The following is a 21,473-nucleotide window of genomic DNA, read 5'->3' as shown; positions in this document are numbered from 1 at the left end:
TCTCGTCCTTGTCCGTTCCCTGCTCTCTTCTTCTTGATGTTCTCTTTCAGTGCGCCTTGTCCCAGTTGGGACCGACGCCGATCTCGGCCAGCAGCGGCACCTTCAGCGAGGCAACGCCCGCCATGATGCGCGGGATCTCGGTGCGCACCCATTCGATCTCGGCCTCGGGCACCTCGAACACCAGTTCGTCGTGCACCTGCATGATCATCCGGGTGGCGCGCTTCTCTTCGTCAAGCACGTTCTGTACCTTGACCATGCTGAGCTTGATGAGGTCGGCCGCGGTGCCCTGCATCGGCGCGTTGATGGCCGCGCGCTCCGCGCCGCCGCGGCGCGGGCCGTTGGGCGAGTTGATCTCGGGCAGGTACAGGCGCCGGCCGAACACGGTTTCGACGTAGCCTTGCTCCTTCGCCAGCGCCTTGGTCTCGTCCATGTAGGCCTTCACGCCCGGGTAGCGAGCGAAGTAGCGCTCGATGTACGAAGCCGCAGCCTTGTTCTCGATGCCCAGGTTCTTGGCGAGGCCGAAGCTGCTCATGCCGTAAATCAGGCCGAAGTTGATGACCTTGGCGTAGCGGCGCTGCTCGCTCGACACCTGGTCGGGCGTGGAGCCGAACACCTCGGCGGCCGTCGCGCGGTGCACGTCGATGCCTTCGGTGAAGGCGCGCAGCAGCGATTCGTCGCCGCTGATGTGGGCCATGATGCGCAGCTCGATCTGCGAGTAGTCGGCGCTGGCGATCACGCTGCCCGCCGGCGCCACGAAGGCCTCGCGCACGCGCCGGCCCTCGGGTGTGCGGATCGGGATGTTCTGCAGGTTCGGGTCGTTGCTCGACAGCCGACCCGTGACTGCCACCGCCTGCGCATAGTGCGTGTGCACGCGGCCCGTGCGCGGGTTGGCGAGCTGGCCGAGCTTGTCGGTATAGGTGCCCTTGAGCTTGGAGAGGCTGCGGTGCTCGAGGATCTTGGCCGGCAGCGGATAGTCTTCAGCGAGCTTCTCGAGCACCTCTTCGTCGGTGCTGGGCGCGCCGCTGGGCGTCTTCTTGACCACGGGCAGGCCCAGCTTGGTGAAGAAGATCTCGCCGATCTGCTTGGGCGAGCCGAGGTTGAAGGGCTGGCCGGCGATCTCGTAGGCCTCCTGCTCCAGCTCCATGATGCGCTTGCCGAGCTCATGGCTCTGCGCGGCCAGCGTGGGCGCGTCGATCAGCACTCCGTTGCGCTCCACGCGGTAGAGGGCCTCGCTCGAATCCATCTCGAGCTGGTAGATGAAGAGCAGCTTCTCGTCGGCCTGCAGGCGCGGCCAGAGCGTGTTGTGCACGTCCAGCGTCTGGTCGCTGTCCTCGCACGAGTATTCGGCGGCCTTGGCGATGTCGACCTGGCTGAACGGGATCTGGTGCGCGCCCTTGCCGCACAGGTCTTCGTACGAGATGCCGCTGCGGCCCAGGTGGCGCTCGGCCAGGCTCGAAAGGCCGTGCGGCTTGTGCACTTCGAGCACGTAGCTCTGCAGCATGGTGTCGTGCGCGTAGCCCTGCACCTCGATGCCGTGGTTGGCGAACACGTGCCGGTCGTACTTGATGTGCTGGCCGAGCTTCTTCTTCGCGCCGTTCTCCAGCCAGGGCTTGAGCTTCGCCAGCACCTCGTCGATGGGCAGCTGCTCGGGCGCATCGGGGTAGTTGTGCGTGAGCGGAATGTAGGCGGCCTCGCCGGGCGTCACGCTGAAGCTGATGCCGACGATCTGCGCGACCATCTCGTCGAGCGAGGTGGTCTCGGTGTCGATGGCGGCAAGCTCAGCCGCCTCGAGCTTCGCGAGCCAGGCCTCGAACTGCTCCCAGGTCGTGATGGTCTCGTACTTCAGGTTGCTCGCGGGCGCGGCGGCTTCCAGCGCCTGCATGTCGGAGGGCTCGTCGAACAGGCCGCCCTGGTCGGTATCGACCTTCCCGGAAGCCGCCTTCTTCTTGAGGTTCTCCTCGATCAGTTCGGGCGGCACGGCCTGCGCCTCGAGCGCCTTGACCAGGCTCTTGAAGCCGAACTTCTCGTAGAAGGGCTTGAGCTCGGCCGTCTGCGGCGCGCCCACCGGCAGGCCATCGAGCGAGGGCAGGCCGGTGACGTGGCCGTCGAGGTCGCAGTCGGTGCGGATGGTCACGAGGCGCCGGCTCAGCGGCAGCTGCTCGAGGGCGTTGCGCAGGTTCTCGCCCGCGGCACCCTTCACCTCGGCGGCGCGCTCGATCAAGGCGTCGAGCGAGCCGTATTCGAGCAGCCACTTGGCAGCGGTCTTAGGGCCGACCTTCGGCACGCCGGGCACGTTGTCGACCGAGTCGCCCACCAGCGTCTGGTAGTCGATCATCAGGCTGGGCGGCACGCCGAACTCGGCCGTGACGCCGGCTACGTCGCGCCGCTTGCCGTTCATGGTGTCGATGATGGTGATGTGCTCGTCGACCAGCTGGCTCAGGTCCTTGTCGCCGCTGGAGACGATGACCTCGACGCCCTGCGAGGCGGCGATCCGGGCGAGCGTGCCGATGACGTCGTCGGCCTCCACGTCGGGCACGCTGAGCACGGGCCAGCCGAGCAGCTTCACCACTTCGTGGATGGGGTCGATCTGGCTGCGCAGGTCGTCGGGCATGGGCGAGCGGTTGGCCTTGTACTCGGGGTACCAGTCGTCGCGGAAGGTCTTGCCGGGCGCGTCGAAGATGCAGGCTGCGTAGTCGGCGCGCACCTCGCGGCGCAGCGCGGTCATCATGTTGATCATTCCGCGGATGGCGCCGGTCGCCGGGCTCTTCGGGTCGCCGGGCACGGCCCGCAGGTCGGGCATGGCGTGGAAGGCGCGGTAGAGGTAGCTCGAGCCATCGACGAGCAGCAGCGTTTTCTTGTCGGTCATCGGGGCATTTTGCCGTGCCCGCGACAGCCCCCGGAACCACGACGCCACGAGGTGCCAACCGACGCCCCGGAACCGGGCGCGCGCCTACAATGCCTGCATGCCTAGCTCCACACTCCTGGTCGCCCGCCGCATCCTGCTGGCGCTGGCCTTCGCAACCCCCTTTGCCGCCGTGCAGGCGCAACAAGCGGCGCCCGCCCCGGCGGCGGCTCCGGCCGAAGCGCTCCCAAATCAGGAGCAGGCCAAGGCCGAAGGCCGACGCAACCAGAAGGTCGAGCACATCCACACCGAGGACAGCGGCGCCTCGGTCGACGAAGTCCGCTACGGCGGCCGTACGCAGAGCATCAACGTCAAGCCCAAGTCGAACATGCCGGGCTACGAAGTGCTGCCGGCCGATGCCGCCACGGGCCGCCAGGGTTCGAGCGAAACGGGCGCCAACGGCCCCCGCGTCTGGAACGTGATGAAGTTCTGACCGTGATGGAGGCAGTCTCCCTTCCGGTTATCGCGGCAGCAATGCAGCGCTGAGTACCTCCATGGCAGTTTTTACCGAAGTCGGCTTCGGCGAGGCAGACGCGCTCGTCCAGAGCCTGGGCCTGGGCCCGCTGCGCGATCTGCGCGGCATCGAGGGTGGCATCGAGAACACCAACTACTTCGCGACCACCGAGTCCGGCGAGTTCGTGCTGACGCTGTTCGAGCGCCTGAGCGCCGAGCAGTTGCCTTACTACCTTTGTCTGATGAAGCACCTGGCGGACGCCGGCCTGCCGGTGCCCGCGCCTGTTGCGCTGCCCGAGGCCGAAGCTGCCGGCAAGCCCCGCAAGGGCCAGCAACCGCCGGTGCCCGCCGAGGCTTCATGCGACCTGCTGCACCTCGTGGCCGGCAAGCCGGCGGCGGTGGTGCAGAAGCTCTCTGGCCGCAGCGAACTGGCTCCAACCGCGGCGCACTGCACCGAGCTGGGATCGATGCTGGCGCGCATGCACCTCGCGGGGCGCGACTACCCCCGCATCCAGCCGAACCTGCGCGGGCTGCCCTGGTGGAACGAAACGGTGCCGGTGGTGCTGCCGTACATCGAGGAATCGCAGGCGAACCTGCTGCGCGCCGAGTTGGCCTACCAGAACCACGTCGCCGAATCGTCGGCCTATGCGGCGCTGCCGCGCGGTCCGGTGCACGCCGACATGTTCCGCGACAACGTGATGTTCGCAACCGACGGCGAGCCCGGCGCGGCGCCGCGCCTGACCGGCGTGTTCGATTTCTACTTCGCCGGCACAGACACCTGGCTGTTCGACCTGGCCGTGTGCCTGAACGACTGGGCCATCGACCTGCCCACCGGCCGCCATGACCCCGAGCGCGCCGACGCGCTGCTGTCGGCCTACGAGTCCGTGCGCGCGCTGAATGCCGCCGAACGCGCGCTGCTGCCCGCGATGCTGCGTGCCGCGGCGCTGCGCTTCTGGATCTCCCGTCTCTGGGACTTCCATCTGCCGCGCGAGGCGAGCATGCTCAAGCCCCATGACCCCACGCACTTCGAGCGCGTGCTGCGCGACCGCGCCACCCATCCGCATGCCGTGGCGCAGGCCCTCGAGCCGCTGCTGGCTGCCTGACCTTCACACATGAAACTCAACCTCGTGCCGGCGCGAACCGGCGTGGAATGGGTCCGCCTCGGGCTCAAGAACTTCTGGCGGCAGCCGCTGGCCTTCGTGTCGCTGTTCATGCTGTTCATGGCGCTGATCTCGACGATCTCTCAGCTGCCGGTGATCGGCAGGTTTCTTCCCTTCGTGCTGCTGCCCTTCTCCACGCTGGGCTTCATGGTCGCGGCCTCGGTGGCCGATGCCTCCGCCAGCGACAAGGCCGCGGCCGCTGACGGCACTCCCGGTCCCAGGAAGCCGACCGGCGCGCTCATGTTCCTGTCGGTCGCACAGGCCATGCGGGCGGAATGGCGCTCGCTGGCGGTGCTGGGCGTGATCTCGGCGGTGTACTGCCTGCTGACGGTGTTCGTGACCGCGGTCGTCGATGGCGGCCAGTTCATGCGCAGCTACTTCACCGGCGAGGCTCCCGCCAAGGAAGTTATGGAAAGCAGCCGCTTCCAGGTGGCCAACCTGCTGCAGATGTGCCTGACGCTGCCCCTGATCGCCGCCATCTGGCATGCGCCCGCGCTGGTTCACTGGCATCGCGTGGAGCCGGTGAAGAGCATCTTCTTCAGCCTGGTCGCGATGTTCCGCAATTTCGGCGCCTATGCGCTGTACTGGCTCGCATGGTGCGGCGTGCTCCTGCTCGGCCTGCTCGCGGCGGCGCTGGTCGGCACCGTCGTGATCGGCGTGGGCTCGCTGGGCTCGGGCACCGGCGCAATGACCGCCGGCAACATCCTGATGCTCGGCACGGTGATGACGCTCGCCGCGATGGCGCAGGCGTCGAACTGGTTCACCTTCCGCGACACCTTCAACCCGGACTGAGCGCCGCCGCGGCCGGCAGCGCTCCCGCCCGGCAGCCTCAGATCGGCGTGAGCTTGGCCACCGACAGCGCCAGCCACTTCACGCCGTGGCGCGCGAACTTGACCTGTGCACGCGCGTCGTCGCCGGTGCCTTCCAGTGCGGTCACCGTGCCTTCGCCGAACTTGTTGTGGAACACCTGCATGCCCGAGCGCAGGCCGTGCGAGGGCGCGGTCTTCTGCGGCGGCACGGGCGGGCTGGCGAAGGTGTCCTTGTCGCGGCTTCCGCCCGAACTGCCGCCGTAGCCGCCACCGTATCCGCCCGAGCCGCCGCGCGTGCTGCCGTAGCCGCCGCCATAGCCGAAGGCCGAGGGCGCGAAGCCCTGGTTCTTGGGCGTGAGCCACTTGAGGGCGCCCTCTGGTAGCTCGTCGAAGAAGCGGCTCTTGAGGTTGTAGCGGGTCTGGCCGTGCAGCATGCGGGTCTGCGAATGGCTCAGGTACAGGCGCTTGCGGGCGCGCGTGATCGCCACGTACATCAGCCGGCGCTCTTCCTCGAGGCTCTCGAAGTCGCTCATCGAGTTCTCGTGCGGGAACAGGCCCTCTTCCATGCCCGTGATGAACACGCAGTCGAACTCCAGGCCCTTGGCGGCGTGCACGGTCATGAGCTGCACCGCGTCCTGGCCCGCCTGCGCCTGGTTGTCGCCGGATTCGAGCGCGGCATGCGTGAGGAAGGCGGCCAGCGGGCTCAGCGTTTCGCCGGTCTCGGCGTCGGGCGCGAGCGGCTCGTCGAGCACCGGGCGGTTGGGGTCCAGGCCCTGGCTCGCGGGCGACTGGCGCAGTTCGTCCACAGGCAGCGCCACGGCGTCGCGGCCGAAGCCCTCCTGCGTGACGAAGCTCTCGGCCGCGTTCACCAGTTCGTCCAGGTTCTCGATGCGGTCGGCGCCTTCGCGGTCGGCCCTGTAGTGCTCGACGAGTCCGCTGTGGTCGAGAACCAGCTCGATGATCTCGCGCAGGCTCGCACCCTGGGTCTGCTCGCGCAGCACGTCGATCTTGGCGACGAAGCCCGTGAGGTTGGCACCGGCCTTGCCGCCGACCACGCTCACCGCGTCGTGCAGCGAACGGTTGGCTGCGCGCGCAGCGTCCTGCAGGGTTTCGAGCGTGCGCGCGCCGATGCCGCGCGGCGGGAAGTTGACGACACGCAGGAAGCTGGTGTCGTCGTCCTTGTTCTCCAGCAGCCGCAGGTAGGCCAGCGCGTGCTTGATTTCGGCACGCTCGAAGAAGCGCAGGCCGCCGTACACGCGGTACGGCACCGAGGCATTGAAGAGCGCGGTTTCGATCACCCGGCTCTGCGCATTGCTGCGGTAGAGCACGGCCATTTCCTTGCGCTCGTAGCCGTCGCGCACGAGCTGGCGCATTTCCTCGACCATCCACTGCGCCTCGGCGAGGTCGGTGGGTGCCTCGTACACGCGCACGGGCTCGCCGGGGCCCTGGTCGGTGCGCAGGTTCTTGCCCAGGCGCTTCTTGTTGTGGCCGATGAGCTCGTTGGCGGAATCGAGGATGTTGCTGTAGCTGCGGTAGTTCTGCTCCAGCTTGATCTGGTGGCGCACGTCGAACTCGCGCACGAAGTCGGTCATGTTGCCTACGCGCGCACCGCGGAAGGCATAGATGCTCTGGTCGTCGTCGCCCACGGCGATCACGCTGTTGTGCTGGCCCGGCACGAAGCGGCCCTCGACGGTGTTGCCCGCGAGCATCTTGATCCACGCGTACTGCAGGCGGTTGGTGTCCTGGAACTCGTCGATCAGGATGTGGCGGAAGCGCCGCTGGTAGTGCTCGCGCACCGGTTCGTTGTCGCGCAGCAGCTCGTAGCTGCGCAGCATGAGCTCGCCGAAGTCGACCACGCCTTCGCGCTGGCACTGCTCTTCGTAGAGGCGGTAGAGCTCGACCTTCTTGCGGTCGTCGTCGTTGCGCACCTCGATCGCGTCGGGGCGCAGGCCGTCTTCCTTGGCGCCGGCGATGAACCACTGGGTCTGCTTGGCGGGGAATCGCTCGTCGTCGACGTTGAACTGCTTCATCAGGCGCTTGATGGCCGAGAGCTGGTCCTGCGTGTCGAGGATCTGGAAGGTGGAAGGCAGGTTGGCGAGCTTCCAGTGCGCGCGCAGCAGGCGGTTGCACAGGCCGTGGAAGGTGCCGATCCACATGCCGCGCACGTTGACGGGCAGCATCGCCGTAAGGCGCGTCATCATTTCCTTGGCGGCCTTGTTGGTGAAGGTCACGGCGAGGATGCCGCCGGCGGAGACCTGGCCGGTCTGCAGCAGCCAGGCGATGCGGGTGGTGAGCACGCGCGTCTTGCCGGATCCGGCGCCTGCCAGGATGAGGGCGTTGCCTTCGGGCAACGTGACCGCGGCAAGCTGCTCCGCGTTCAGGTTCTGGAGCAGCGGCAGCGCTGGGGGATGGGCGTCGGCCGCAGGATCGTTAAACAACATCCTCCAATTGTAGAAACCACGGCGTATGCGGGTTATATAAAGAAGCGGAAGACCCGGCTTCGCGAGTCCGCGTAAAATCAATCACCGGGCCCAAGTTTCTTGCGCCCGGTTTTTTGTGGGCGTTTCCTTCGCGAAACGTACTGCAGAAGCCGGCCGGACCAAGCGCTCATTCGTTTCTTTCAACGATCCCGGCCGCCGCCGGGCCGCCCCAAGGCGGCTCGAGCCTCCCCCTCGGGGGGTGGCGAAGCACACGCAGTGGCAAGCCGGGGGGCCATATTTACTGGAGCCTGGTCATGCAGATTTTCGACTACGACAACATCCTCCTCCTCCCGCGCAAGTGCCGCGTGGAGAGCCGTTCCGAGTGCGACACCAGCGTCACGCTGGGCGAGCGCTGCTTCCGCCTGCCGGTGGTTCCCGCCAACATGAAGACGGTGGTGGACGAGTCGATCTGCCTGTGGCTGGCACAGAACGGCTACTTCTACGTGATGCACCGCTTCGACCTCGACAACGTCGAGTTCGTCAAGGACATGCAGGGCAAGGGCGTGTTCGCCTCCATCTCGCTGGGCGTGAAGAAGGCGGACTACGACACCATCGACCAGCTGGTGGCCCAGGGCCTCGTGCCCGAGTACGTCACGATCGACATCGCGCACGGCCACGCCGACAGCGTGAAGAACATGATCGGCTACCTCAAGCAGAAGCTGCCGAAGACCTTCGTGATCGCCGGCAACGTCGGCACGCCCGAGGCGGTGATCGACCTCGAGAACTGGGGCGCCGACGCGACCAAGGTCGGCATCGGCCCGGGCAAGGTCTGCATCACCAAGCTCAAGACCGGCTTCGGCACGGGCGGCTGGCAGCTGTCGGCGCTCAAGTGGTGCGCCCGCGTGGCGACCAAGCCGATCATTGCCGACGGAGGCATCCGCGACCACGGCGACATCGCCAAGAGCGTGCGATTCGGCGCGTCGATGGTCATGATCGGCTCGCTGTTCGCGGGGCACGAGGAGTCGCCCGGTAAGACCGTCGAGGTCGAGGGCAAGCTCTTCAAGGAGTACTACGGCTCGGCCAGCGACTTCAACAAGGGCGAGTACAAGCACGTCGAGGGCAAGCGCATCCTCGAACCCATCAAGGGCAAGCTGGCCGACACGCTGATCGAGATGGAGCAGGACGTGCAGAGCTCTATCAGCTACGCGGGTGGCCGCGCGCTGATGGACATCCGCAAGGTCAACTACGTGACACTCGGCGGCGACAACGCCGGCGAGCACCTGCTGATGTAACGGCCCTCCTCAGGCTTCCAGGAGCTGCACCGCGTGCCGGTGCAGCGAATGCGCCGGATCGGCGAGCGCGTCCACCACGTCGAAATGGTTGAGCCCCGGGAGCACCTCGCACACCGGCACGGTGTTGCGGCCCCACGCGTCGCGGATCATCGCGTTGTGGCGGATGAATTCTTCGCTCTCGCTGCCGCCGGCCACCGTGTACAGCTGGCCGCGCTTCGGCGCCGGCCACAAGGCGGGACTGGCGCGCAGGACATCGGCGTCGGTCAGCTTCAGCGTGTTCTCGAGGAACGGCGTGCGCTGCAGCGGACGAAGGTCGTAGAGGCCCGAGATCGACAGCGCGTTGCGCACCAGGCGCTCAGGCAGGTCGGGCGCGACGGCCTTCCAGTCGCAGGCCAGCAGCGCCGCCGCCATGTGTCCACCCGCCGAGTGGCCCGCGACGGTGATCCGTGCCGGGTCGCCGCCGTGATCAGCGATGTGGCGCCACGTCCATTCGAGCGCACGCACCATCTGCAGCAGGATGCCGGGTACAGTGACGGGCTGCTCCGAAGTGCCGGGGCAGAGCGCGTAGTTGGGCTGGACCACGCAGATGCCGCGGTCGTTGAAGGCGGGGGCAATGAAGGAATGGTCTTTCTTGTCCATGGCTCGCCAGTAGCCGCCGTGGATGAAGACCAGCACCGGCGCATCGGGCACCGGCGCGGGAAAGATGTCGAGCGTTTCGTTCACGCCCGGGCCGTAAGGCACGTCGATGCGGGCCGGGAGAGCTTCGCGCGCCGCAGCCGATTCCTTCGCCCAGCGCTCGAAATACGCGGGGTGGTTCCTGACCCGCGCGAGGTTGTTGTACATGCCTTCCAGCCAGGCGGGGTCGAACGAGGCCATGCAGTCTTTGCTCCGTGTTTCGCGAGGCGCGCATCTTGGCACGGCGGCATGCGCCAAAACGGGAGTTTTGGTTAAAATTCGCCTTGCGTTGGGGGGGTAGCTCAGCTGGGAGAGCGCCGCGTTCGCAATGCGGAGGTCGGGAGTTCGATCCTCCTCCTCTCCACCATTTCGCTAGCAACAACGGGCCTGGAAGGCCCGTTTTGCTTTCTACCCACCACTGAACCCGCCATGGCTGAGCAGCGATTCGAACCCCAGATGTTCTCCCGCGCAGCCGACGTGATGACGCATTACGTCATTCCTCTCTACATTGACAACTGGAACGGCTTGCCCGAGCAAGTTGGCACAGCGTTCTTGGTGCAGTTGGGGCCAGCCGACTACTTGGTTTCAGCCGCCCATGTCCTCGACCTGAGGTCGGAAGGGCGACTTTATTTTTATAGCGGATCAAACATCAGGACGGAAGTGCTCGGCCAGCTATGTCATAGCGGCAAAAATGTGCCCCGTGACCAAGACAATATTGATGTAGCAGTCGTGCGCCTCGCCCCCGGCACGCCGCGGCCGCCATACCGGGAGATCGAGCGACTCGCATTCGAAATCCATGAGCTTCGTCCTAGGTTGTTACCACGTATAGGGCGCGACTTTGCCGTTCTTGGTTTTCCCTCATCAAAGAACGAATTTCGTCGTGCGCACGGGGAGATCCGCGCAAAAGCATATGCCTACTTCGGTCACTCAGCGGACGAAAGTGTGTATTCCGAGTTGAATTTGCCCACCCAAGACCATCTGCTACTCAACTTTGACCGGAAATCGGGAATCAACGCTCAGAAGGAAGCGGTTGTGTTCCCGAAGCCCCAAGGCATGAGTGGGGGGCCAATATGGCAATTCCATAGCGAGGATGAAAACGACTTCAGATTCGGCTTCCCGGTTGTGGGTGTAGCCGTCGCCCACAAAGAGCGGCAGAAGTTGTTGCAGGGGACCGATATCTCTTTCGCTCTGCAGGCTATCGGCATACTCCAAACCGGCGGCTGACACACGAGAGCATCTATCGACTCGAACGCCTTGACGCGTACATCGGCTGTTGCAAGGTTTGCGATCAGCGTCATGCAACCACACCTCCGAAATCACGACTGCGCGCATACCGCGCGGCCTGCTGGTTTTGCACGACTTTCATGGCCTCAATCACCATGCTTCGTGGCCACATCGCCCACCGTTCGGTTGTAGATGGTGGTGCCGCCTCCGGCCGCGGCCATCGCGTGATTCGGAACGATCGTGCCGGGCACGCTGGGGATGAACAGCTCTGCTCCCCGCTCTCCCACCACGCTGTACGAGTGGCGAGCAGATGAATGCAAGCTCTTCGTCGGTGACATAGATGGGCAAAAAATTCATGCTCCGAGGCTACAGGTTTCGCGTGGAACGAGTTCCGGCGGCCTTGTCCATCCCCGAAACGGGCGAGAGGGTCGACCCTCTTCAACGGGTCCGCCTGCCGCGCGCACGATCTTCCCGCGCAATTTGGCGCGGAGGAGACATCATGGCTTTGTACAAGTACGGCACCCATCTGACTCAGTCTCAGCACGGAAACTTTGATACCGACAGAACACCCGGAACCGCGGCGCCTGACGCAGGGATTTACCGCTGCACAGGTTGCGGTGATGAGATTGGGATTGCGAAGGATCACGCCTTGCCACCGCAGAACCACCATCAGCACAACAACGGCAGCGCCGTTCGCTGGCGCCTCCTTGTTGCAGCCGTTCAGGTCTGAAACCGTTCGAAGTTGATCGGCTTGAGCGAACTGAGTTGCGGGTCGCGTTGCAGGCGTGCGATGCTTCGCACTCCCGACGAAGGGATGCAATGCCTGAGTGGTTCTTCGGTCTGCTCGTTTCTTACCCCGCCGCATTCAATGCGGTGGGCCGAGCGTTGTTCTCCCTGGCCGGGCTTCTCGCAGTGCTGGGCTTGCGTCTTGATCGCATCGGCGGAAAGGTCGAACGGATGTCCGCTCGCACCGGCATCGTCCCGCCGGACTTCTTGGCAGCGCTGCCTTGGTGGCTGCGAATGATGGTCCCCGAGACCGTCGCCGGCTGGGTCGCGTTGGCCATACTCGCCCTTTCGGGGATCTGTCTAGCACACCTCGGCAAGTGGGCCAAGAAGCTGCAAACCTGAGTGCCAAGGACGGGGGGTTGGCCCCGGGCGAATACCGGCCTGTCACGCCGGTATTGCCCGAGGCCGGAATCGAACCGGCACGCCTCGCGTGCGGAGGATTTTGAGTCCCCTGCGTTTCGCGTGGAACACGTTTCACAAGGCCGTCCCCAACACGCCGCCTCGAGGAGCTGGGAAGACCAGCTCATTGCCCTTAATCTGAGGCTGCACCTTGATGAGCGCGATGGCATGCGTCGAAAGCGGCACGCGATGCTCTTTCTGAGCCTTCATCCGAGTCGCCTGTACAGTCCACGTTCGAGCCACTCCACCAACCGACACGAAAAGGCCTTGGCATCCGCCAAGGCCATTTCTCTTTTCGCTCAGGCATCGAGCGTCAGGTGCTGCCCGTGCAGCGCAGCAGCGCCCGGCGACGCGAGGAATGCGATGGTCTGTGCGGCGACCGAGGTCGACACCCATTCGGCAGGATTCGCATCCGGCATCGCCTGCCGGTTCGCTGGCGTATCGAGCACGCTGGGAGCCACGCTGTTGACGTTGACGCCATGCGGCGCCGCTTCCGCCGCCATCGCTTCCACCAGGCGCTGCAGCGCGCTCTTCGAGGCGATGTACGCGGCCATCGCCGGCACGCCGCGCGCCGCCACCTTGGCGGTGACGGCAATGACGCTGCCGGCACGGCGCTCGATCATCGAGGGCAGCACTGCCTGCGTCACCGCGACGAACGACCAGGCGTTGAGGTTCATCATGCGGTCCCAGCTTGCTCGCGTGAGCGCGTGCGTCGCCTCGCCCATCTCGAAGCCACCCGCGATATGCACCAGCGTATCGATGCGCCCGAAGGACTTGAGCGCCTGCTCCGCAAGAGCCGCCATCTCGGTCGCGGAAGTCACGTCGCCGGACAACAGCAGGTGCCGCGAGTTGTCGAGTCCCGGGAACACTTCGGCCAGGCGACCCGCGTGGTGGTCGACCAACGCAAGGCGCGCGCCCTGATCGATGAAGTGCTGGGCCACCGCACGGCCCAGTGCGCCTGCGGCGCCGGTGATCAGGACATGTGGCGTGGTGCTGGCGTCAGTCATCGAAGTTCTCCTGGGTTGAGGGGCCCTGCCCCATCGTTGATGACGAATCCTAACGCTGCAAGTCACAAATTTTTTGGACAAGCTCGATTTCTGGGATATACTCGTGGTCTTGCCAGAAAACACTAAACGTTTTCAAGCAAGGGCTCTTAGCTCAGTTGGTAGAGCAGCGGACTCTTAATCCGTAGGTCGAGTGTTCGAGTCACTCAGGGCCCACCACCAACACTAAAAATAGCGCGGTCTCCGCGCTATTTTTTCGTCCAAGCCTCCTCATGATCTTCGTGAGGAGGCTTTTTCTTTCTTTGGCTGCGCCGGTCACCAGCCCGATTCGGGCTCAGCTCCCCCGCCGCGCAATCCACTCGTCGACGCAGCGCTCGAGCAAGTCATGTCGCTCGCTCACCTCGGCCACCAGGTACTGGCGCGCATGCGTCTGCGCAAGGCCGCTCGACAGGAACCACTGCTCTCGTTCCGGACTGCCCTGCGCCGGCGGCGCTCCCCAGGCGGCGCTGCCGAGAAAGGCTTCGGTGACGGGCAATCGCCCATCGGTCTTGCCGATGGCCGACAACGCATCTCGTGAGCCTCCGAGGACGATGCGCACCTGCACCACCTCTTCGTCCGCCTCGATCGACGCGCCGAGACCGCCCTCCTGATGCACCTGCCACAGCTGCGCTGCCGATGCATTGCGAACCCAGCTCTCCAATGCGCGCTTCAGGCTTTCGAGAATGATTTCTTTGTTCATAAGGAAATATTTCACGGTTTACTCCATCGGCTACATGCCGCTCGCCTTCGAGTTACAAGCTACCTCCATCCGACGTGGCATCTTGCACCTGCTGTCACGCATCGAACAAGAAAGACCCAGGGATAGCAAATTCGAAGCCGCCAAGGCTCGTTCGGCCCGCTCATGCGGGTATTTTTTTGTCCGGCCGCGGCCGGACTCGGGGACGATGCACCGAGGCGACAGAATGCGCCCGGTCCCGGACCACGCCTTCGGGCGTGAGCTATATTTCCTCCCATGGAAAAGGCGTCCGACATAGGCAAACCCACCGTTCCCATCGACCTGATCGGGCCGGACCACTGGCCACGCTCGAAGCGCGGCTCGGGCCGTGCGGCCAAGGTGATCCTGGCCATCGTGGGCGGCCTGGCAGCAGCCGGCGTGGTCGCCTACCGCTTCTTCGGCATCGGGCGCTGACCACTCGGCCCCGTCCATACGAGCAAAAGCCCGCCGTCCCGAGGACAGCGGGCTTTTTTCATGGGCGCAGGACAGGATCACGATCCAGCCCCTACTGAAGCCGCGAGCCCTTGGGCAGGCGCTTCGCCAGCCACTCGTGCACGTCCGCACGGATGTTGCGGCCTTCGAGCAGGAAGTTCTCGTAGCGGCTTGGCACGTAAGGCAGATACACCAGCGGCATGCCTGCCTCCTCCGGCGTGCGCGCGGCCTTGCGGTTGTTGCAGGCTGCGCATGCGCTCACGAGATTGGTCCAGGTCCACGGACCTCCGCGCGATTCGGGCAGCACGTGCTCGCATTGCAGCTCGCGCTCGTGGAAGACGCCTGCGCAGTAGGCGCAGGTGTAGCGGTCGCGGCGCAGCAGCTTGCTCTTGGTGACGCTCGGAATCACGTCGAAGAGGTTGATCTTCGACGCGCCGCGCAGCGCGATGATCGGTGCCACCTCGATGCGCGACTGCGCACCACGCGCCACGTTGAATCCGCCGCGCAGCGTGGCCAGCGGCTGGTCGCCGTCTTCCCAGGCGACCGAGCCGGTCGCGTAGTGCAACACCGCCTGCTCCAGCGAGATCCAGGCTTGCGGCGTGCCCTGAATATCGAGTTGCAGGACGTGAGGGTGCATGAATCGCCTCCTTTCGCGGCGACGGTTGCGGGGTTGTTGATGAATGAAGGCAAGAAGCCATGGGGTACACGAACGGAATCGAACCGTCGTCAGCGGGACCACAACCCGCGGCTCTGCCATTGAGCTACGCGCACCATGAAGACGAAGAACAGACGGGTGACCAGCTACCACTCGCCGACCGCGCGAACGCGCTGGTCGAGATCGAGTGCTTCAAGCGGCGACTCGCGCCCCTGCTCGCACGAACTCGGGGTGCGGGGACCGGCCATGAGGCCGAAGCGCCGAACCAGGCCCAGCACCGTGCTGCGCTCGCGCGGCTGTGCCGGGCGGACGGCGATCATCCGGATCGGGGTATTGCGCTTGCGCATGGCGATTGCTCCTCGGTGATGTGACAGCGAACAAAAAAGCGAAGAAATGGCCCCACGTGCACGACTCGAACGTGCAACCCCTTGCTTCGTAGGCAAGTGCTCTGATCCATTGAGCTAACGCGGGTCGTAAACAAAAAGTGTCCGGTTACGAGTTCCGGCGCCGCCCAATCTTTGCGGCCGGTTTCCGCGGGAGGGCCATCTGCATGGCCCTGTCCCGCTCGGGTTCTGTTGTCTTGCTCGAAAAACGGTGATTCGCTTTCCATTTCGGTTGTGTCCTCACGCGACGGACAGCACGCTGGGCGCTGTCCCGTACGACGTCGCTGCACAGGAGTGATCAGTTCCTGCACATCCCGCCAGACCGTCTACGCGGTGGGTTCTGGCGGTGTGGTGAAGGCACACCCGAAATGAAAAACCAAAACAAAAGGCCCGGAACCTTGCGGTTTCCGGGCCTCCACATGAGAGAGCTTGGAAGGTGTGCGCCTATGCGCAACCTCCACCCGGTAGCACCTGATCCTCGAGTTTTCCAAAACGCAGGCTGGCTGCGGCTTTCGTGGAATACGCGCGGCTCCGGTGCTGGCTCGATCGGACCGACGGCATGCCGACGAAACCACCGCACGCCCAGACGCGCACGAGCGAGCGACCCGAAGCGGGTCGAATGCTGGTGAGGTTCAGTGCGGTGTTCACGATGGGTCCTGAGTCAAAAATTGCCGCTGTCGGCCGTTAGGGGTTGGAAAAATGGTACGGCTTGGGGCCGCGATTGAGGGCAACTGTAAATAGTGTTTACGACTGCGTCAACAACCGGGACAATCTTTTTTTGTCTTGTTGTTGTTTTTGAACAGTGCCCAATATCACCGTCGCGCGTCGCCGCAATGCGCTTGCGCTGCACCGCCGCTTTCTCGAAGAGGCCGTTGCCGCAGGCTTGCCAGCCAAGGGGCTGGACCAGGCGTTCGCGAAGAAGATCGAGATTTCCCCCAGCATGTGGAGCCAGATCAAGAGCTCCCGTCCCATTGGCGACAACCTGGCGAGGCAGATCGAAAAGCACTGCGGCGTCGAGCTCGGCTGGCTCGACGAGGAAGACCGGCCCAGCGAAGTGCCGGATGCTGCCGAGGAACGCTTCGTCGCCGCGGCCCGCGAAGCCTGGCGCAATGCCAACGCCAAGGGAAAGAAGGAACTCGCGGGCTGGCTGAAGAAGCGCGCGCAGGACGCCGCTGCCGGCAGCGAGCCCGCGTCCTGAAGAAGCCTCAGCCCAGCTCGGGGGCGTTGCGCACGATGGCCGCGCGCATGTCGTCCGGAATTTCGACGGCCCGATGGGTCTCCAGCGACGTCGTCACCAGCACCTGCTGCATCTGCATGCGCACTTCGCCGCTCACCGGCTCGAAGCAGCGCACGCGCAAGGTCATCGAGCGGGAGCCGAGACGCTCCACGGCCAGCCCCAGCATCACCTGGTCGCCCATGCGGCTCACCGCGCGGAAATCGACCTCGAGCTTCACCGTGGGCAGGCCGATGCGCCGCTGCGCCACCAGCCCGTGGTAGCTCAGGCCCAGGCCTTCGTTCACCCAGTCTTCGACGAGGCCGTTAAGCATCACGAAGTACTGCGGATAGAAGACGATGCCTGCCGGATCGCAGTCCGAGAAGCGGATCAGCCGCGGCCTGCAGAACTCTTTTGCGCCGGCCACGCTCAGCCCTCCTCGCCTGCCGGCTCGCCGCGCATCACGTGCACGCGCAGCAGGCCCAACTGGGTGTGCAGCTGCTTAACGGTCTTCATGTCGAGCCCCGAGAACATCTCGAGGATCCACTGCTCGTGCTCGCTCGCCATGGTCTCGAAGGTGCGGCGGCCCGTGGGCGTGAGACTCACGATCCAGGCCCGGCGGTCGTCGGGGCTGGGCGAGCGCGCCACCATGCCTTCGCGCTCGAGTTCGTCGGTCAGGCCGGTGACGTTGCCGCCGGTCACCATCAGGTAGCGCGACAGCACGCGCATCTTCAGGCCGTCCTTGTAGCGGTAGAGCTGCGCCATGTAGTCGAAGCGCGCCAGCGAGATGCCGAACCGCTCGCGCAGCCGGCGGCGGATTTCGGACTCGATCTGCGTGGTGCTGGCCAGCATGCGCAGCCACAGCTTGAGCACCGCGTGATCGTCGTGGCCGGCGCGGGCCTCGTGGCCCAGCTCTTCCGCATCGCTCAGCACGGCATGCGAGGCGTCGTTGCGTGTGCTCATGTCACTTCTCCCCCTGAAACCGAGATCGACTGCCCGGTGACCGATGCGGCACCCTCGCCGCACAGCCAGCGAACGGCATCGGCCACTTCGGCCGGCTGCACGATGCGCTTCTGCGGATTGACGCTGGAGAACTCCGCCAGCGCATCGGCCTCGCTGCGCCCCGTCTTGCCGACCACGTTGGCGACGCTGTTGCGCAGGATGTCGGTGTCGGTATAGCCCGGGCACACGGCGTTCACCGTGATGCCCTTGCGCGCCACCTCCAGCGCCAGCGAGCGCGTGAGCCCGACCACGCCGTGCTTGGCCGCGGTGTAGGCCGCCACGTAGGCATAGCCCTTCTGCCCCGCCGTGCTGGCGATGTTGACGATGCGGCCCCAGCCGGCGTCGAGCATGTCCGGCAGCGCCGCCTGCGCGCAGAGGAAGCTGCCCGTGAGGTTGACCGACAGCATCCGCTGCCAGAGCTCGAAGGAGGTCTTGAGGAAGGGCGCGCTCTCCGCAGCGCCCGCATTGTTGACGAGCACCACGACCGGCCCGCGTGCCGCCCGGGCCTCGGCAAACGCCGCCTGCACGGCCTCCGGGCTCGCCACGTCCGCGGCGACGACGCCGTGCCCGCTGCCGGCCAGCGAATCCGCCACCCGCTGCAGCGCCTCGCGGTCACGACCCAGCAATGTCAGCGTGGCGCCTTCGGCAGCCAGCGTGCGGGCGATCTCCGCCCCGATGCCGCGTGCAGCGCCCGTGACGAGGGCGTGCCGGCCAGTCAGTGAATTTGATTGCATACCTGAATGATTTAGTTCTGAACCATTTTAACCGGATGGCCCGGCAAGCCTTGTCAGCGCATGAAACGGCCGCCGTTGAGGTCCAGCGTCGCGCCGGTCATGAAGGCCGCCGCAGGAGAAGCCAGGTAGACCACGGCCGCCGCCACCTCCTCGGCCAGCCCGAAACGCCCGAGCGGAATGCCCGCCTGCAGCGCCTGCAGCCGCGCAGGTTCCATTGCATCGAGCGCGGGGCTTTGGATCGCCGCCGGGGCCAGCGCGTTCACCGTCACGCCATGAGGCGCCAGTTCCTGCGCGAACGACCGCGTCAGCGCCAGCATCCCGGCCTTGCTCGCCGCGTAATGCACGCCTGTCGCGCTGCTCGCCTGCTGCCCGGCCATCGAACCGAGGTTGACGATTCGGCCCCCGCCGCGCTCACGCATGTGGCGCCCCGCGATGCGGCAGCCGAAGAAGCTGCCGCGCAGGTTGATGGCCAGCACGTCGTCCCACTCCTCGGGCGTGATGTCCCACAGCGAGGTCGATGGCGTGCGCGCCGCGTTGTTGACCAAGATGTCGACGCAGCCGAAATGCGCGACGGCCCTGTCGAAGCACTCGCGGAATGCCGCTTCGTCGCGCACGTCGAGCCGCAGCGCGAACCCGCCGATCTCGCCGGCCACGGCCCCGACCGCCGGCAGCTCGATGTCGGCCAGCGCCACCCGCGCGCCCGCCTGTGCCAGCCCTCTCGCGATGGCCGCGCCCAGGCCCTGCCCCGCTCCCGTCACGAACGCCACGCGCCCGGAAAGAGGAAGCTGCGGCGCCAGGTTCGTCATGCTCAGGCCTTCGCGGGCCGACCGTCCCAGGTCTGCGGCCCCACGCCGCGTTCCCGCAGCTTGAACTTCTGTACCTTGCCGTTCTCGGTGCGCGGCAGGTCGGCCAGCACATCGATGTAGCGCGGCACGGCGAAGTACGGCAGCCGGCCTTCGCAGAAGCGCGCGAGCTCGGCAGGATCGACGGTCGCGCCCTCGCGAACCACAAGCGCGGCCATCACCTCGTCCTCGGCGAGCTCGGAGCGCACCGGGTACACGGCGCACGAAGCCACAGCAGGGTGGCTCAGCAGCACCTGCTCGACCTCGAACGACGAGATGTTCTCCCCGCGCCGCCGGATCGCGTCCTTGATGCGGTCGACGAAACGGAAGGCTCCATCCGCATCGCGCACCACGCGGTCGCCGGTATGGAACCAGAGGTTGCGCCAGGCCTCGACGGTCTTCTCCGGCATGTTGAAGTAGCCGCTCGCGAAGGCGTAGGGCTCGTCGGCGCGCAGCAGCAGTTCGCCCGCCTCGCCGGGTGGGAGGGCCGCGTCGTCTTCGTCGGCCACGCGCGCCTGGAAACCCGGGCGCAGCCAGCCCATCACGCCGCCGCGCGGCGAATCGGGCGCGGTGGCGATGGCGAAGTTGGTCTCGGTCGAGCCATAGCCCTCCAGCAGCGACACGCCCGTGCGCGCCTTGAACGCGGCAGCGGCGGCAGCCGGCACGCCGGGCCCCAACCCGATGCGCACGCGGTGGTCGCGCTCCCCGGCCCCTTCGGGCTGGGCCAGCAGGATCGGCACCATCGCTCCCAGCAGATAGACCACCGTCGCCCCGCTCGCGCGCATCGTCGGCCAGAAGCCCGACGCCGAGAAGCGCGTCTCGAACACCACCTGCGAGCCCGTCAGGGCAGCCTGCGCGAAGGTGTTGAGCGCGTTGATGTGGAAGAGCGGCAGCGTGGTGCACAGCACGTCGTCGGTGCCCACGCCGAGCACCTCCGCGGTGTTCACACCCCACCAGAAATACTGTGCGTGCGGGCAGACCACGCCCTTGGCGGGCCCCGTGGTGCCCGAGGTGTAGAGGATCGCGAGCGCGTCCCCAGGCTGCACCGGCGCAGGCTCGACGGGTTCCCCATGCGCGGGATACGCCACGACGCGCACGCCCGCAAGTGCCCGCCAGGCATCCGAAGCCGTCTCGCCGACAACCCAGATCTCCCGCAGCGCGGTACGCCCCAGGTCTGCCGCCGCAAGCCGCTCCAGGAAGCCCGCTTCGATCACCAGCAGCTTCGCCTCGCTGTTCGCAAGGAAGTATTCGATCTGCGGCCCCATCGACGCCGTATTGACCGGCACCGTCGAAGCGCCCAGCCATCCCGCACCCAGAAAACTTTCGAGAAACTCGACGCGGTTGCCGCACATCACCGCGATGCGATCGCCGCGAACCACGCCGGCCTGCGTCAGCGCGCCGGCCCGCGCCGCCGCAACGCGAGCCGCATCGCGGTGCGTCCACGCGCTCCCCGCGATCTTCAGCAGCGTGCGCGCGCCGAACAGTTCGGCCTGCCGCTGCAGCATCACCGGCAACGTACGTTGCGCGGGCGGTACGGCGCGGGGCTCAGTCGTCATCGTGCGTGCCTCCGCCGAGGTAGGTGGCCTGCACGCGCGAGTCGCTCGCCAGTTCGGCCGAGGCTCCCGAGAGCGCGATCTCGCCCGTCTCCAGCACATAGCCGTGGTCGGAGCTTTCGAGCGCGGCGCGCGCGTTCTGCTCCACCAGCAGGATCGACACGCCGTCCTCCCGCAGCTTGCGCACGATCGCCAGGATGTCGCGCACGATCAGCGGCGCCAGGCCCAGGCTGGGCTCGTCGAGCATCAGCAGGCGCGGCGCCGACATCAGCGCGCGGCCCACGGCCAGCATCTGCCGCTCGCCGCCCGAGAGCGTGTCGGCTCGCTGCGAGCGGCGCTCGGCCAGGCGCGGAAAGCGGTCGTACACCGACTGCAGCCGCTTCTTCATCGCGTCGCCGCGCAGCCGCTTGGCATAGGCGCCGAGCTGCAGGTTGTCGAGCACGGTGAGCTCGCCGAAGAGCTCGCGCTTCTCGGGCACGAGGCACAGGCCGCGCTCCACGCGCGCCTCCACGTCGAGCCCCTGCAGGTCCTCGCCCTCGAAGCGCAGCGTGCCCTTGCAAGGCAGCAGGCCCATGGCGGCGGCCAGCAGCGTGGTCTTGCCCGCGCCATTGGGGCCGATCACCGAGATGATCTGGCCTGGCTGCAGGTCGAGCGACACGCCGCGAACAGCTTCGACCTGCCCGTATGACACATGCAGGTCGCCGATCTCCAGCATCGCGGTCATACCGACACCCCCAGGCTCGTCACTTCGTGTACTTCG

The 21,473-nt window shown here is 66.1% G+C and carries 22 protein-coding genes and 5 tRNA genes; 11 read left to right on the top strand and 16 right to left on the bottom strand.

Annotated elements, in window-relative coordinates; all coding sequences use genetic code 11:
- Positions 1 to 46 precede the first annotated feature (46 nt).
- The gene (polA, locus tag FHT32_RS10610) at positions 47 to 2,866 is read right to left on the bottom strand and encodes a DNA polymerase I (RefSeq protein ID WP_176664589.1); all 2,820 of its coding nucleotides are present in this window, start codon (positions 2,864 to 2,866) and stop codon (positions 47 to 49) included.
- A 97-nt stretch (positions 2,867 to 2,963) separates the two neighbouring features.
- On the opposite strand from polA, the gene FHT32_RS10605 reads away from it, so the two are divergent.
- The 3 genes from FHT32_RS10605 (at position 2,964) to FHT32_RS10595 (ending at position 5,307) form a co-directional block, all read left to right on the top strand.
- On the top strand, positions 2,964 to 3,335 hold the full coding sequence (locus FHT32_RS10605) for a hypothetical protein (RefSeq protein WP_093198812.1): 372 nt from the start codon (positions 2,964 to 2,966) through the stop codon (positions 3,333 to 3,335).
- Between the two features lie 61 nt (positions 3,336 to 3,396).
- Positions 3,397 to 4,458 (top strand): homoserine kinase, encoded by a 1,062-nt coding sequence (locus FHT32_RS10600; RefSeq protein ID WP_176664588.1) that lies wholly within the window; start codon positions 3,397 to 3,399, stop codon positions 4,456 to 4,458.
- Positions 4,459 to 4,467: 9 nt separating this feature from the next.
- Positions 4,468 to 5,307, top strand: coding sequence for a BPSS1780 family membrane protein (locus FHT32_RS10595; RefSeq protein ID WP_176664587.1), 840 nt, complete (start codon positions 4,468 to 4,470; stop codon positions 5,305 to 5,307).
- A gap of 37 nt (positions 5,308 to 5,344) precedes the next feature.
- Here FHT32_RS10595 and FHT32_RS10590 read toward each other — a convergent pair whose 3' ends face one another.
- Positions 5,345 to 7,765, bottom strand: coding sequence for a UvrD-helicase domain-containing protein (locus tag FHT32_RS10590; RefSeq protein ID WP_176664586.1), 2,421 nt, complete (start codon positions 7,763 to 7,765; stop codon positions 5,345 to 5,347).
- 293 nt (positions 7,766 to 8,058) lie between these two features.
- Between FHT32_RS10590 and FHT32_RS10585 the strand changes: the two genes are divergently transcribed.
- Entirely contained in the window at positions 8,059 to 9,036 is a 978-nt protein-coding gene (locus FHT32_RS10585) for a GMP reductase (RefSeq protein ID WP_176664585.1), read from the top strand.
- 9 nt (positions 9,037 to 9,045) lie between these two features.
- Here FHT32_RS10585 and FHT32_RS10580 read toward each other — a convergent pair whose 3' ends face one another.
- On the bottom strand, positions 9,046 to 9,912 hold the full coding sequence (locus FHT32_RS10580; protein WP_176664584.1) for an alpha/beta hydrolase: 867 nt from the start codon (positions 9,910 to 9,912) through the stop codon (positions 9,046 to 9,048).
- A gap of 90 nt (positions 9,913 to 10,002) precedes the next feature.
- Between FHT32_RS10580 and FHT32_RS10575 the strand changes: the two genes are divergently transcribed.
- From FHT32_RS10575 to FHT32_RS10560, 4 genes are all read left to right on the top strand, one after another.
- A tRNA-Ala gene (locus FHT32_RS10575) sits at positions 10,003 to 10,078 on the top strand.
- A gap of 62 nt (positions 10,079 to 10,140) precedes the next feature.
- Positions 10,141 to 10,935, top strand: coding sequence for a serine protease (locus tag FHT32_RS10570; RefSeq protein WP_176664583.1), 795 nt, complete (start codon positions 10,141 to 10,143; stop codon positions 10,933 to 10,935).
- A gap of 499 nt (positions 10,936 to 11,434) precedes the next feature.
- A complete protein-coding gene (locus FHT32_RS10565; protein WP_176664582.1) occupies positions 11,435 to 11,665 on the top strand; it encodes a hypothetical protein in 231 nt (76 codons plus the stop codon).
- 89 nt (positions 11,666 to 11,754) lie between these two features.
- Complete coding sequence (locus tag FHT32_RS10560; protein ID WP_176664581.1) at positions 11,755 to 12,063, top strand: hypothetical protein; 309 nt, start codon at positions 11,755 to 11,757, stop codon at positions 12,061 to 12,063.
- A 57-nt stretch (positions 12,064 to 12,120) separates the two neighbouring features.
- Here FHT32_RS10560 and FHT32_RS10555 read toward each other — a convergent pair.
- Positions 12,121 to 12,225, bottom strand: a tRNA-Leu gene (locus FHT32_RS10555).
- A 194-nt stretch (positions 12,226 to 12,419) separates the two neighbouring features.
- Entirely contained in the window at positions 12,420 to 13,127 is a 708-nt protein-coding gene (locus FHT32_RS10550) for an SDR family NAD(P)-dependent oxidoreductase (protein WP_176664580.1), read from the bottom strand.
- A gap of 140 nt (positions 13,128 to 13,267) precedes the next feature.
- Here FHT32_RS10550 and FHT32_RS10545 point away from each other — a divergent pair.
- Positions 13,268 to 13,343: transfer RNA gene (locus tag FHT32_RS10545), tRNA-Lys, on the top strand.
- 115 nt (positions 13,344 to 13,458) lie between these two features.
- Here FHT32_RS10545 and FHT32_RS10540 read toward each other — a convergent pair.
- Positions 13,459 to 13,863 carry a hypothetical protein gene (locus tag FHT32_RS10540; RefSeq protein ID WP_176664579.1) on the bottom strand — a complete coding sequence of 135 codons (405 nt, stop codon included), beginning with the start codon at positions 13,861 to 13,863 and terminating at the stop codon, positions 13,459 to 13,461.
- 273 nt (positions 13,864 to 14,136) lie between these two features.
- Here FHT32_RS10540 and FHT32_RS10535 point away from each other — a divergent pair, with 273 nt between their 5' ends.
- Positions 14,137 to 14,313: a hypothetical protein gene (locus tag FHT32_RS10535; protein WP_176664578.1), complete on the top strand. Its 177-nt coding sequence runs from the start codon at positions 14,137 to 14,139 to the stop codon at positions 14,311 to 14,313.
- Positions 14,314 to 14,404: 91 nt separating this feature from the next.
- Here FHT32_RS10535 and FHT32_RS10530 read toward each other — a convergent pair whose 3' ends face one another.
- The 4 genes from FHT32_RS10530 to FHT32_RS10515 all read right to left on the bottom strand — a co-directional run bounded on the left by FHT32_RS10530 (position 14,405) and on the right by FHT32_RS10515 (position 15,457).
- Positions 14,405 to 14,968: an HNH endonuclease gene (locus FHT32_RS10530; protein ID WP_176664577.1), complete on the bottom strand. Its 564-nt coding sequence runs from the start codon at positions 14,966 to 14,968 to the stop codon at positions 14,405 to 14,407.
- A 60-nt stretch (positions 14,969 to 15,028) separates the two neighbouring features.
- Positions 15,029 to 15,102, bottom strand: a tRNA-His gene (locus tag FHT32_RS10525).
- Positions 15,103 to 15,132: 30 nt separating this feature from the next.
- Complete coding sequence (locus tag FHT32_RS10520) at positions 15,133 to 15,333, bottom strand: short-chain dehydrogenase (protein ID WP_176664576.1); 201 nt, start codon at positions 15,331 to 15,333, stop codon at positions 15,133 to 15,135.
- 47 nt (positions 15,334 to 15,380) lie between these two features.
- Positions 15,381 to 15,457: transfer RNA gene (locus FHT32_RS10515), tRNA-Arg, on the bottom strand.
- Positions 15,458 to 16,171: 714 nt separating this feature from the next.
- Between FHT32_RS10515 and FHT32_RS10510 the strand changes: the two genes are divergently transcribed.
- Positions 16,172 to 16,567 carry a hypothetical protein gene (locus FHT32_RS10510; protein ID WP_176664575.1) on the top strand — a complete coding sequence of 132 codons (396 nt, stop codon included), beginning with the start codon at positions 16,172 to 16,174 and terminating at the stop codon, positions 16,565 to 16,567.
- 7 nt (positions 16,568 to 16,574) lie between these two features.
- Here the strand turns inward: FHT32_RS10510 and FHT32_RS10505 are convergent, their stop codons facing one another.
- From FHT32_RS10505 to FHT32_RS10480, 6 genes are read right to left on the bottom strand one after another with little or no spacing between them, the layout of a single operon-like run.
- On the bottom strand, positions 16,575 to 17,009 hold the full coding sequence (locus FHT32_RS10505) for a thioesterase family protein (RefSeq protein ID WP_176664574.1): 435 nt from the start codon (positions 17,007 to 17,009) through the stop codon (positions 16,575 to 16,577).
- Positions 17,010 to 17,011: 2 nt separating this feature from the next.
- Complete coding sequence (locus FHT32_RS10500; protein WP_176664573.1) at positions 17,012 to 17,545, bottom strand: MarR family winged helix-turn-helix transcriptional regulator; 534 nt, start codon at positions 17,543 to 17,545, stop codon at positions 17,012 to 17,014.
- Entirely contained in the window at positions 17,542 to 18,318 is a 777-nt protein-coding gene (locus FHT32_RS10495) for an SDR family NAD(P)-dependent oxidoreductase (protein ID WP_176664572.1), read from the bottom strand. Before FHT32_RS10495 ends, FHT32_RS10500 begins: the two co-directional genes overlap by 4 nt.
- A 53-nt stretch (positions 18,319 to 18,371) precedes the next feature.
- Positions 18,372 to 19,124: an SDR family NAD(P)-dependent oxidoreductase gene (locus FHT32_RS10490; RefSeq protein WP_176664571.1), complete on the bottom strand. Its 753-nt coding sequence runs from the start codon at positions 19,122 to 19,124 to the stop codon at positions 18,372 to 18,374.
- Positions 19,125 to 19,126: 2 nt separating this feature from the next.
- Positions 19,127 to 20,716 (bottom strand): ATP-dependent acyl-CoA ligase, encoded by a 1,590-nt coding sequence (locus FHT32_RS10485; protein ID WP_176664570.1) that lies wholly within the window; start codon positions 20,714 to 20,716, stop codon positions 19,127 to 19,129.
- The gene (locus tag FHT32_RS10480; RefSeq protein WP_126022780.1) at positions 20,706 to 21,437 is read right to left on the bottom strand and encodes an ABC transporter ATP-binding protein; all 732 of its coding nucleotides are present in this window, start codon (positions 21,435 to 21,437) and stop codon (positions 20,706 to 20,708) included. Before FHT32_RS10480 ends, FHT32_RS10485 begins: the two co-directional genes overlap by 11 nt.
- Positions 21,438 to 21,473: the final 36 nt, after the last annotated feature.

The sequence above is a fragment of the Variovorax sp. SG517 genome, assembly GCF_013376045.1.
In the GTDB taxonomy this organism is placed as follows: Bacteria; Pseudomonadota; Gammaproteobacteria; order Burkholderiales; family Burkholderiaceae_C; genus Variovorax.
Note: the sequence above shows the minus strand (reverse complement) of the source record. Positions and strands in the feature narration are given on the sequence as shown.